The sequence below is a fragment of the Nocardioides sp. NPDC059952 genome (assembly GCF_042730435.1).
Classification (GTDB): Bacteria; Actinomycetota; Actinomycetes; order Propionibacteriales; family Nocardioidaceae; genus Nocardioides.
On the sequence record NZ_JBHWLY010000118.1, the window covers coordinates 1 to 11133 of the forward strand.

Annotated in this window: 13 protein-coding genes; 3 read left to right on the forward strand and 10 right to left on the reverse strand. The window is 70.3% G+C overall.

The features are described from left to right. Nucleotides 1-223: 223 nt before the first annotated feature. Nucleotides 224-694, forward strand: coding sequence for a GNAT family N-acetyltransferase (locus tag ACFV9G_RS28895; RefSeq protein ID WP_378732749.1), 471 nt, complete (start codon nt 224-226; stop codon nt 692-694). Between the two features lies 1 nt (nt 695). On the opposite strand, the gene ACFV9G_RS28900 is transcribed toward ACFV9G_RS28895, so the two are convergent. From ACFV9G_RS28900 to ACFV9G_RS28920, 5 genes are read right to left on the reverse strand one after another with little or no spacing between them, the layout of a single operon-like run. Continuing rightward, complete coding sequence (locus tag ACFV9G_RS28900) at nt 696-1514, reverse strand: NADPH-dependent oxidoreductase (protein ID WP_378732751.1); 819 nt, start codon at nt 1512-1514, stop codon at nt 696-698. A 59-nt stretch (nt 1515-1573) separates the two neighbouring features. Continuing rightward, on the reverse strand, nt 1574-2467 hold the full coding sequence (locus tag ACFV9G_RS28905; RefSeq protein WP_378732752.1) for a hypothetical protein: 894 nt from the start codon (nt 2465-2467) through the stop codon (nt 1574-1576). A 25-nt stretch (nt 2468-2492) separates the two neighbouring features. Further along, nucleotides 2493-3335: an arylamine N-acetyltransferase gene (locus ACFV9G_RS28910; protein WP_378732754.1), complete on the reverse strand. Its 843-nt coding sequence runs from the start codon at nt 3333-3335 to the stop codon at nt 2493-2495. Beyond that, nucleotides 3332-3775: a flavin reductase family protein gene (locus ACFV9G_RS28915; RefSeq protein WP_378732756.1), complete on the reverse strand. Its 444-nt coding sequence runs from the start codon at nt 3773-3775 to the stop codon at nt 3332-3334. The genes ACFV9G_RS28910 and ACFV9G_RS28915 overlap by 4 nt, the downstream gene beginning before the upstream one ends. A 50-nt stretch (nt 3776-3825) precedes the next feature. Beyond that, complete coding sequence (locus tag ACFV9G_RS28920; protein ID WP_378732758.1) at nt 3826-4566, reverse strand: lysophospholipid acyltransferase family protein; 741 nt, start codon at nt 4564-4566, stop codon at nt 3826-3828. A gap of 98 nt (nt 4567-4664) precedes the next feature. On the opposite strand from ACFV9G_RS28920, the gene ACFV9G_RS28925 reads away from it, so the two are divergent. Beyond that, entirely contained in the window at nt 4665-5153 is a 489-nt protein-coding gene (locus ACFV9G_RS28925; RefSeq protein WP_378732760.1) for a hypothetical protein, read from the forward strand. On the opposite strand, the gene ACFV9G_RS28930 is transcribed toward ACFV9G_RS28925, so the two are convergent. Genes ACFV9G_RS28930 through ACFV9G_RS28950 form a run of 5 tightly spaced genes read right to left on the reverse strand, consistent with a single transcriptional unit; the run spans nt 5150 to nt 9144 of the window. Continuing rightward, a complete protein-coding gene (locus ACFV9G_RS28930; RefSeq protein ID WP_378732762.1) occupies nt 5150-6112 on the reverse strand; it encodes an ROK family protein in 963 nt (320 codons plus the stop codon). The two genes, ACFV9G_RS28925 and ACFV9G_RS28930, sit on opposite strands and share 4 nt — an antisense overlap. A 10-nt stretch (nt 6113-6122) precedes the next feature. Then, entirely contained in the window at nt 6123-7076 is a 954-nt protein-coding gene (locus ACFV9G_RS28935; RefSeq protein ID WP_378732764.1) for an ROK family glucokinase, read from the reverse strand. Nucleotides 7077-7079: 3 nt separating this feature from the next. Next, entirely contained in the window at nt 7080-7502 is a 423-nt protein-coding gene (locus tag ACFV9G_RS28940) for a hypothetical protein (RefSeq protein ID WP_378732766.1), read from the reverse strand. 2 nt (nt 7503-7504) lie between these two features. Then, a complete protein-coding gene (locus tag ACFV9G_RS28945; RefSeq protein ID WP_378732768.1) occupies nt 7505-8716 on the reverse strand; it encodes an ArsA family ATPase in 1212 nt (403 codons plus the stop codon). Beyond that, nucleotides 8713-9144, reverse strand: a complete 432-nt coding sequence (locus tag ACFV9G_RS28950) for an SRPBCC family protein (RefSeq protein WP_378732770.1) — start codon at nt 9142-9144, stop codon at nt 8713-8715. Before ACFV9G_RS28950 ends, ACFV9G_RS28945 begins: the two co-directional genes overlap by 4 nt. 132 nt (nt 9145-9276) lie before the next feature. On the opposite strand from ACFV9G_RS28950, the gene ACFV9G_RS28955 reads away from it, so the two are divergent. Continuing rightward, nucleotides 9277-11070: an AMP-dependent synthetase/ligase gene (locus ACFV9G_RS28955; RefSeq protein WP_378732772.1), complete on the forward strand. Its 1794-nt coding sequence runs from the start codon at nt 9277-9279 to the stop codon at nt 11068-11070. Nucleotides 11071-11133 lie beyond the last annotated feature (63 nt).

Genomic DNA, 11133 nt, shown 5'->3' on the forward strand with positions numbered 1-11133 from the left:
GCGGAGAAGCCCAGCGGCTCCGGCGGCCCGACCAGCGGAGAAGCCCAGCGGCTCCGGCGGCCCGACCAGCGGAGAAGCCCAGCGGCTCCGGCGGCTCGACCAGCGGAGAAGCCCAGCGGCTCGACCAGCGGCGACCGACCAACCACAGAGATGGCAGGCTCACCCCGTGCCCTTCACCCACCGAATCGCGACCCGAGCAGACATTGCGGCCCTGACAGAGATCATGGACAAGTCGATCGCAGACCTCCAGAAGGGCTTCCTGACACAGGCCCAGATCACCTCGAGCAGAACCGTGATGGGCATCGACACCCAGCTGATCGAGGATGGCACCTATTTCGTGGTCGAAGAGGGCGGCGAGATCGCCGGCTGCGGCGGCTGGAGCAGGCGCGCGACGCTCTACGGCGGCGACCACACCTCCGGCCGCGAGCCGACGCTCCTGGACCCGAACAGCGACCCGGCCAGGGTGCGGGCGATGTACACCAACCCCACCTTCGCCCGACGCGGCGTAGGCAAGCTGATCCTGACCCTGTGCGAACAGGCAGCGGCAGCAGAAGGCTTCACGACCCTGGAACTGATGGGCACCCTGTCCGGCGAACCGCTCTACCAGGCGTACGGCTTCGAGCCAGTCGAGCGGATCACCGACGATCGCGGCGGCGCCCCCGTCCCACTGGTCCGGATGCGGAAGGTCATCTGAGTCAGCGGCCGGCGAAGCCGAGTCGCTCGAGCTGAGCTCGGAGCCGGTGTCGGCCGGCCATGCTGGCGGGACCGACGAGCCGAGCGAGGACGCGCTCGGACCAGCCGCCGCCGAGACCGTAGGTGGCGTTGTAGCTGCCCAGCCGGCTGTCGTACGCGGCGAGGTCGTCGGCGGCCGGGGGCGAGTAGGTCTCGTGGTGGAGGACGACGGACTGCGGAAGACGGGGCTTGACCCCGGCCGGCTCCGCCGGATCGGGTACGCCGACGGCGAGGCCGAAGACCACGAACGCGCCCGGAGGCAGGCCGATCTCGGCGGCGATCTCCTCGGGGTGGTTGCGGGCACCGCCGACGCAGACGGTGCCCAGGCCGAGCGAGGACGCGGCGACGATGGCGTTCTGGGCGGCAAGGGTGGCGTCGATGACGCCGAGGAGGGTCGACTCCAGGTAGTCGGTCGCCTCGACCCGCGTCCCGGCAGCGACCGCGAGCCCTCGCGCTCGGCTGAGGTCGGCGACCCAGAGCAGGAAGAGCGGTGCGGCCGCGATGAAGGCCTGATCACCGGCCAGCTCGGCCAGCCGCGCCTTGCGGTCCGGATCGCGTACCGCGACCACGCTCCACGTCTGCAGGTTGGACGAGGTCGGCGCCGAGGAGGCCGCCGCGACGATCGCGGTGAGCTGGTCCTCGGTGACCGGGTCAGCGAGGAAGGAGCGCACCGACCGGTGCCCGAGCTGGTGCTCGATCACCGCGCTGGTCGTGGCCAGGGCGGCGAGCGCAGGGTCTCGGTAGCGGGCGGAGATGGCGGAGCCGGTGGCAGTCTCGGTCACCCGACCAGGATAGTGCACCGAATGACTAGACAATGATGGCGTCCATGGACGCCGCCGGCCTACCCGTCGAGACGCTCCACCTCCGCGGCCGCGGAGTCCCGCGCGGCGACCGCCTCGGACACGGCCGTCTCTGCGGAGTCGCGGGCCTCCTCCGCCTCGGTGAGCTCGTCGTCGACGTCCACGGCGGACGCCTCCAGGTCCGCCAGCCGGCGGCGTACGTCCTCGATCTCCGACTTCACCTGGAGCGACTTCGCCTCGACGTCCTTGAAGGCCGACAGGGCCTTGTCCCGCTGAGCCTCGGCACCGGAGAGCGTGGACTCGGCCTCCGCCAGCGCCTCACGGGCCTCGTCGAGCGCCTCCGTGTCGGGTAGGTCCGGGACCGCGCGCAGCGGCTCCGGAGGCGGCGGTACGACCTCGGGGACCTCGAAGCCCAGAGCCTCCGGCGTCGCCACCGAACCGGCCGCGTCCACGGCGTCGACCCCGGTGGCGGCCAACGCGGAGACCAGCAGGCCGCTGCGGACCGCCTGAGCGGCCGAAGGGTCGATCATGGCCGCGGTCAGCGTCGCCTCGGCCTGGGCCGCCACCGCCTCCGTCACCCGGAGTCCGTGCTCGCGCGCGAGGCCGCGCGCCCGGGTCGTCACCGCCGCGGTCAGCTGACGCCGCTGCTTGGTGAGCTCCCGCAGCTGTGCCGCGTCCATGCCCGTCTGCGCCTCGCGCAGCAGGGCGCCGACCGAGATCACCTGCTCGACCTGCTCGGTCTCGTAGCGCACCAGCAGGTTCACCACCCACGCCGCGGTCGAGGGCTTCTTCAGCGCCTTGACCGGACCCGCCAGCGGCGTCCCCTTCAGGCTCTTGACCCGCGCGTCGCGCTCCGGGGTGAAGTCGGCCAGCGGCAGCCCGTAGAGCTCGGCCGCGATGTCGAGCAGCTCGGGGTCAGGTGCGTCGTCGCTCATGTCCGCCATCTCAGCACGTCGCCGACTACCGCGTCAGCAACCACTCGTCGTAGTCCGCGGCCTGTCGCTTGTGGAGCTCGCGCAGCGCGTCCTGCTCGACCCCGGCGAACGAGAGCCCGAGACGCTCCAGCGCCGCCGACCAGTCCGCGAAGTCGCGCAGCTCGCGGGTGAGTGCACCCGCGCCGATCCGGGTGTGGCGGATCGAGCGCACGGTGTCGGCGCCGGTCACGTCGCGTCGCTGCACGACGAGCTTGCTCGTGTAGGGCCCTGGCGGGGTCGACAGCGCCGGATGACGAACCGCGACCTCGTCCAGACCGACGACGCCACGGATGAGGTTGCCGTGGAAGGACCCTGCCGGATCGTGGTGGAAGGTCCACCCGTCATCGCCGACCCGCACGAGCCGGTAGACGAAGCCGTTCTGCCGGAAGTGGCCCTCGACCAGCGGCAGCGGATCACGGAAGGCGTCGCCGAAGCCCAGATCGGGCCACCAGCGCCCCTGCGGGTTGTCAGCGGTCGGCAGCCCGCGGACCTCGAAGGCGAGATGGTCCAGCTCCCCGCTGGGGCCGGTGGTCTCGATCAGCTGGCCGGGGCGGCGTACGACCTCGAACCCCAGCTCCTCCAGGACCAGCGCGACCAGACCGTTGTGGTGGAAGCAGTAGCCGGCGTTGCCGCCGGCAGCGACCCGTTCCAGGGTCTCCCCCGGGTCGACGGAGTGCGGCGCACCGATCGCGCCGATGGCCGCGAGCATGATCGAGAGGTTGTCGTAGGGAAGGGTGTCGAGATGGCGATGATGAAGATCGACCAGCGTCTTGTACGTCGCCTCCGGCCGTCCCTCGATGCCGAGCCGTCGCAGATAGCCGTCGATCATCGTTCATACCTTCCGTGCCGGTGGACCAGCGGGTCGGTGTCGTCACCGACCTCGAGCGACACGATCTCGCACGTCGCCAGGGCCGACCAGCCGATTTCCGTCATCGACACCAGGCGTACGCCGGCCCAGGTCGGCGCATCGGCGAGCCGCCGGCCGAACTCCGTCGTCTCCCACGAACCCGATCGGAACGCACCGCCCGGCGCGGGGGCGGTGCCCCCGAAGGCCTCGGCGAGGTCGCGATGGCGCCAGTGCAGCAGCGACACGACCCCGACGCCGGTCTCCTCGAGCTCGTCGCGGAGGTCGGAGTCGGGATCGAGCAGCCCGAGCACCGCCCCCGGGGAACCGTTGGCCACCATCAGCGAGGAGACCGTGAGCCCGGCCCAGGAACCGTCAGAGCCCGAGGTCCACAGCGAGACCCGCCCACCCAGACGACCGCGCAACCGGCGTACCGGATCCTCCGGCGTCGGGAACGGGTGGGACGAGTGGATCGTCAGGCTACGTCCTTCGTAGGCCGCGAGGAGTTCTTCTTCGCCGGCTTCTCGCCGTCGGCCAGCTTCTTGGCCTCGGTGGCGTACATGTCGACGTACTCCTGGCCGGAGAGCTTCAGGATCTCGTAGACGATCTCGTCGGTGATCGCGCGCAGGATGTAGCGGTCGTTGGTCATGCCCTCGTAGCGCGAGAAGTCCAACGGCTTGCCGTAGATGATCCGCGGCCGGACGATCTTGCCGAGCTTCTTGCCCGGAGGCGCGATCACATCGGTGCCGATCACGGCGACCGGGATCACCGGCGCACCGGTGTCCAGAGCCAGCCTGGCGATGCCGGTCCGTCCCCGGTAGAGCTTGCCGTCGTGGGAGCGGGTGCCCTCGGGGTAGATCCCGAAGAGCTCGCCCTCCCCCAGGACCCGCTTGGCGGCGATCAGCGCGCCCTCGGCCGCGGTGGCACCGGAACGGTCGATCGGGACGTTGCCCGTGCCGCTGAAGAACGCACGCTGCAGGAAGCCCTTCACACCCGTGCCGGTGAAGTACTCCGCCTTCGCCACGAACCGCACCATCCGCGGCGATCCGAGCGGCATGAAGAGCCAGTCGGCGTAGGAGAGGTGGTTGCTGGCCAGGATGGCCGGCCCCTTGCGCGGGAGGTTCTCGACACCCTCCCAGGACGGGCGGAACACGGTGCGCAGCAGCGGGCCGATCGCGACCCACTTCAAGAACGAGTAGAAGATCTTCGTCGACACCCCATCGCCTTCCCTATTTGCCTTCGACCGATGAGCCTATAACGAGACAGGTACTTGTACTCCCGCACCCTGTCATGAGATCCGGCTAGGCTGGAAGAGTGAGCGAGCGAGACGACCTACCAGAGGACACGACCGGGGCCTCCGACGACGCCTCCGTGCCCTCGGAGGACCACTCGTCGGACGACGAGGCATGGCGCGAGATCGTCGAGAACTACGGCGACCGCCCCGCCCTCGAGGAGGAGCCCGTTGCCCGCGATCTCTTCGAGAAGAAGATCGACATCGTCGAGACGGTCGACGAGCCGGACTCCTATGACGACATGTGGCGCGACGACGAGGAGGGCTACGTCCCTCCGCCTCCGCCGCCGCTGCCGAGGCCGACCCCGGCGCGCCTGCTCGCGTGGATCGGTGTGCTCGGCGCACCGGTCGCCGTGCTGGTGCTGATCGTGGTCACCCAGATCACCGACCGGAACTTCAGCAGCTGGGTCATCGGTGGCCTGGTCGCCGCCTTCCTGGCCGGCTTCGTCTACCTGCTGGTGACCATGCCGTCCGAGCCGCGCGACCCCTGGGACGACGGCGCTCGCGTCTAGCCCTCGCCGGTCAGGCGGCGGGCCAGGATGCTCGCGCCCACGACCCCCGCCTCGGCACCGAAGGCGGTCGCCACGATCGGTGGCACCTCGCGATGGAGACGGCCGACGAGCGAGGCCTCCAGAGCCGTGCGCGCAGGCGCCAGCAGCAGGTCGCCCGCGGTCGAGACTCCACCGCCGACGACCAACAGCTCGGGGTCGAAGGCGGCCACCAGGCCGGCCATCCCGACCCCCAGCCACGACCCCACCGACTCGTACGCAGCCAGAGCGAGCGCATCGCCGCGGGCCGCGGCGGCGGTGACCGCCGGGCCGGTGATCTTGAGCGGGTCACCCGCGGCGAGCTCGTCGAGCGCGCAGCCGGCGTACTCCTCGGTCTCCACGCGGGCACGCACGAAGGCGACCAGCGCGTTGCCGGAGGAGTACTGCTCCCAGCAGCCGGTGAGACCGCACTCGCACGGGAGGCCGCCGGGTACGACCTGCATGTGGCCGAACTCGCCGGCCATGCCGTTGCGGCCCCGGACGACCCGGCCGTCCATGACCACGGCGCCGCCGATGCCGGTGCCGAGGGTGATGAGCAGGCCTGAGTCGACACCACGCGCCGCGCCGAGCTCCAGCTCGGCCAGCGCCGCACAGTTGGCGTCGTTGTCGAGCGCCACCCGGGTGCCCCATCGCGAGGAGAGCCGAGTCAGAGTCGGCTCGCCGCGCCAGGGCAGGTGGGGAGCGAACATGACCCGCTCCCCGGCCGCATCGACGAACCCGGCGGCGGCCAGGCCGACGCCCGCGACGGGCCGGCCGGCGGCCACCTCGGTGACCGCCTCGGTCAGCGCGTCCTCCACCAGCTCGAGCTCGACCCGGCGTCCGGGCGTGCTCCGCTGAGCGGTGCGGAGAACCTCACCGGCCGGCGAGACCTCCGCCGCGAGCACCTTGGTGCCGCCGATGTCGACCCCGATGTGCAGACTCACTTGTGGTGGCTCACTTGCGAGCCAGGTCCGCGGCGCCGATCAAACCTGCCTGGTTGCCTAGCGTCGCCTTGCGGACGTCGAGCATCGGCCGGTGTCCGCGGCCGGTCAGCTGGGCCTGGAAGGCACGCCGGGCGGGCCCGAGCAGCAGGTCGTCGGCCTCGGCCACTCCGCCGCCGATGGCCACCACGGCCGGGTCCAGCACGGCAGCGATCGAGGCGATCCCCTCGCCGAGCCAGATGCCGAGGTCGGTCAGCGCCTCGATCGCGAAGGCGTCCCCGTCGCGGGCCGCCTCGGTGATCAGAGGGCCCTTGATCTTGTCGAGATCACCCTCGGCCCTGTCCAGGACGTCGCGGGCCAGCAACGAGCCACCACGCGCGGCGGAGCGGACGTTGCGCACCAGGGCCGACCCCGAGGCGTACTGCTCCCAGCAGCCGCGGTTGCCGCAGCCGCACAGGTGGCCGTTGGGCACGACCCGCATGTGGCCGATCTCGGCGCCGACGCCGAAGGCGCCACGGTAGAGCTCGCCCTCGAGCACCAGGCCGCCGCCGACACCGGTGCCGACGGTCACCAGCATCATGTTGTCGACCTCGGCACCCGCGCCGTACTCGAACTCGCCCCACGCAGCCGCGTTGGCGTCGTTCTCGATCACGACCGGCAGCTCGAGGACCTTCTCCAGGCGCTCCTTGAGCGGTACGTCGCGCCAGGCGATGTTGGGCGCGAACATGACCGTCGAGCGGCCCTTGTCGATATAGCCCGCGGCGCCGATGCCGACGCACTCGATCGCGTGTCGGGTCTTGAGCTCCTGGACCACCTCGATGATCGCGGCCTCGATGGCCTCCGGGCTCTTCGCCGGCGACTCGACGCGGTGGTCCTCGATGATGGTGCCGTCGTGGTCGACGACGCCGCCGAGGATCTTGGTGCCCCCGACGTCGACGCCACAGGCGAGCTTCTTCGTCGTCGTCATGCCTCAGCTCCAGCCGTCGAGATCGATCGGGTCGACCCTCGAAGAGCGTCGCGCCCAGTCCCGGGTCGCATCTTCCTCAGCCCGCACGCCATCACCGTGTGCATCCTCGTCTTCACTAGGGCCAGCACCCGGACTCGTGGCCGCCGCGTTGAGCACCGTGACCGCGGCCTGCATCAACGATGCGGCAGCGCTGGCCAGGTGCACCTTGACCTCCGGACTCGACTCCCGGAGGACATGTACGGTACGGCACAGCGGGCAGTAGGCACACTCGGGAGCCCCGGTATCGAGATGCTCCCCGAGCCCCTCCGCGAAGTGGCCGATCCGGGAGTCCTTGGCCCACTCCCCGATGGCCTCCATCAGCCGGCCGAGCTCCTCGGCGGTCGACCCCAACGGCTCATCGGCCCACTCGTGGCGCTGCTCGCTCACGATTACTCACTCTCGGTGTTCGTCGTCTGGCGAGAAAACGTTACTCGCAGCTCCCCGCCCTCGACCCGCGCCCCGCTGACGCGCATCCGGGCGAGCGCGGCGGGAAGGGTCAGCAGGCGCCTGTAGGACCCCACGGTGATCGCCAGCTCGTCGCCGTTGCGGCCCAGCTGCACCTGGTCGCGCTCGACCCACTGGGCCAGCCCGGGCAGCGCCAGGCGGACGATCGTGGCCTCGCCGGTGGTCTCGGTGCGGAACGGGGCCGCGGTCGCGGGGACGGCCAGCGGGTCGATGCTGCCGGACCAGGCGTACGCGGCCTCGGCGACCTCCCTCAGGTCCTCGACGCCCACCGGCTCGGTCGGCCGGTAGAACGAGCGCCAGACCGGCAGGCCCTCGAAGGAGGCGTCGACGTCGCCGAGCACGTCGTCCTGGGCCTTCACCCAGCCGGCGCGCCAGTCGTCGGAGCCGCCGGCCGGGAAGATCCGGTTGGCGACGACACCGTCGACGCGGTAGCCGTAGAGGGAGAGCGTCGTCCAGGACCGTCGTGCCTCGGCGAGCACGACCCTCTCGGGAGTCAGCACGATGCGTACGGACGCCTCGGGCCCGGACAGCAGGGCACGGACCTCGGCGAGCTCGTCGTGGAGCCGGACCAGGGCGTCGAAGACGGAGTCGCCGGGCATCGGCACCCCGGCGGCCTTGGTCAGGACCGGCTTGAGCGCCTTCACCATCTTGCGCTGCACCGGGAGGATGCGCTCGAGATACCAGCCCAGTGCCTCGGGAAGGGCGAGCAGCCGCAGCGTCTCGGCGGTCGGGGCACAGTCGACCACGATCGTGTCCCACTCCCCCGAGCCCGCCATCCGGCGAAGCTCCAGGAGCGCGAAGACCTCCTCGGCGCCGGGGACGACGGTGAGCTCCTCGGCCGCGATCCGGTCCACCCCGATCGTGTCCAGGACGCTCAGCAGATAGCCCTGCACCTCGGCCCACGACTCCTCGAAGCGGCGCTGGGCGTCGACGTGCTGGACGTAGAGGTGCTCGGTGACCTGGACCGGCTCCGAACCCAGCGCGCTGTCGACCCCGAAGGCGTCGCCCAGGGAGTGGGCAGCATCGGTCGAGAGGACCAGCGTCCGCAGCCCGCGGGCCGCGGACATCGCCGCGGTTCCGGCCGAGACGGTCGACTTGCCGACGCCGCCTTTGCCGGTGAAGAGGAGGATCCTCAAGCTTCGACCCTCTGCTTCAGGCCTCGTAGGGCGGTGTCGATCAGGACCTTCTCGCCCTTGCGCTTGAGCATGCCGATCAGCGGGATGCTCAGGTCGAGCGCGAGCCGGTAGGTGACCTCGGTGCGACCACCGAGGTCGCGCAGTATGTAGGCGCCGTCCATCGACCGCAGCAGGTTGCCCTTGACCAGCGACCAGGTCACCTGGCGGTCCCCGTCCCAGTCGTACGCCAAGGTGTATTCGTCCTTGATCGGCGCGACGTCGAGCACGAAACGGACCTGCTCGGCCCGCCCGTCGACGCCGGTCTCCAGGACGCTGACCTCCTGCATGCCCTTCGCCCAGGCCGGATAGGACTTGAAGTCCGCGATCACCGCCATCACTGCCGAGGGCGCGGCCTCGATCACGATCGTCGAGGTGGTCTGATCGGCCATCGGTGGTGTCCTCACTCCCTGACTTGCTAGGTGTCATGGAGCGTACCGGATAGCATCCCGGTGAAATGGTCGGGCTGTGACCGGGGTAACCTCCGTTTCGTACCCACCTACCATCAGTATGCGGAGGCCCCTGTGCGTGAGTTCTCCACGCCCGCGACGTACGTTGTTCCCCCCACCGGCAGCCTGAGCGACGACGTCGTACGCAACGCCGCCGAGGCACCCGATGTCGCCGTCCTCAGCCGGCCGGGCGCCGACGGCACCTGGGTCGACGTGACGTCGTCCGAGTTCCTCGCCGAGGTCTCGGCGGTCGCCAAGGGACTGATCGCGGCCGGTGTGGGTGCTGGGGACCGGGTCGCGCTGCTCTCGAAGACGCGCTACGAGTGGACGCTGATCGACTACGCGATCTGGTTCGCCGGCGCGACGACGGTGCCGATCTACGAGACCTCCTCGGCCGAGCAGATCGAGTGGATCCTCCAGGACTCCGCGACCGTGGCGGTCATCGCCGAGGACGCCGGCCACATCAGCCGGATCAGCGAGGTCCGCGCGGGTTGCACCGCGCTCAACAACGTGTGGTCGATCAACGACAACGCCGTCGACCTGCTGGTCAAGCTCGGCACCGACGTCACCGACGAGCAGCTCGAGGCCCGCCGCAGCGCGGTCACCCCCGAGGACACCGCGACACTGATCTACACCTCCGGCACCACCGGGCGCCCCAAGGGCTGCGTGCTCACCCACGGCAACTTCATGTTCGAGCTCGGTGTCGTCGTCGACTCGCTCGACGCCCTGTTCAGCATCCAGGGGCGCTCGACGCTGCTGTTCCTCCCTCTGGCGCACGTCTTCGCGCGGATCATCCAGATCGGCTGCATCAAGTCCCGCACCCGGCTGGGCCACACCCCCGACATCAAGAACCTCGTCGCCGACCTCGGCACCTTCCAGCCGACCTTCGTGCTGGCCGTGCCGCGGGTGTTCGAGAAGGTCTACAACACCGCCTCGCAGAAGGCCGTCGCCGACGGCAAGGGCCGCATCTTCGACATGGCCACCGAGGTCGCCATCGAATACTCCCGGGCCACCGAGACCGGCAAGGCGCCGTTCCTGCTCGCCGCCAAGCACAAGCTGTTCTCCAAGCTCGTCTACGGCAAGCTCCTCGCCGCGCTCGGCGGCAACTGCTCCTACGCGGTCTCCGGCGGCGCTCCGCTCGGTGACCGTCTCGGCCACTTCTACCGCGGCATCGGCGTCACCGTCCTGGAGGGCTACGGCCTCACCGAGACGACGGCGGCACTCACCGTCAACCTGCCCGAGGCGTTCAAGATCGGCACCGTCGGTCGGCCGCTTCCCGGCACCTCGGTGCGCGTCGCCGACGACGGCGAGCTGCTCTTCAAGGGTGGCCAGGTGCTTCGCGAATACTGGCAGAACCCGACCGCCACCGCCGAGGCCAAGACCGCGGACGGCTGGTTCCACTCCGGCGACCTCGGCGAGGTCGACGACGAGGGCTTCGTCAAGATCACCGGCCGCAAGAAGGAGATCCTGGTCACCGCCGGCGGCAAGAACGTCGCCCCGGCCGTCCTCGAGGACCGCCTGCGCGCCCACGTGCTCGTCGACCAGTGCGTCGTCGTCGGCGACGGTCAGCCGTTCATCGGCGCGATCGTCACCATCGACCCCGAGGCGCTGCCCACCTGGGCCGAGGCCAACGGCAAGTCCGGCAGCATCGAGGACCTCGTCGAGGACGAGGACCTGCGCGCCGTGATCCAGGGCGCCGTCGACGACGCCAACAAGGCGGTCTCGCAGGCCGAGTCGATCCGCAAGTTCGTGATCATCCCCGAGTCGTGGACCGAGGAGGGTGGCCAGCTCACCCCCAGCCTCAAGCTCAAGCGCAACGTGGTCATGCGCGAGTTCTCGCACGAGGTAGACGCGCTCTACGCAAAGTAAAGCTGTTCTGGTGCTGCCGAGTCGGCGCATCTGACCCCGTGCCTCGCGAAGCGAGCGAGAGGC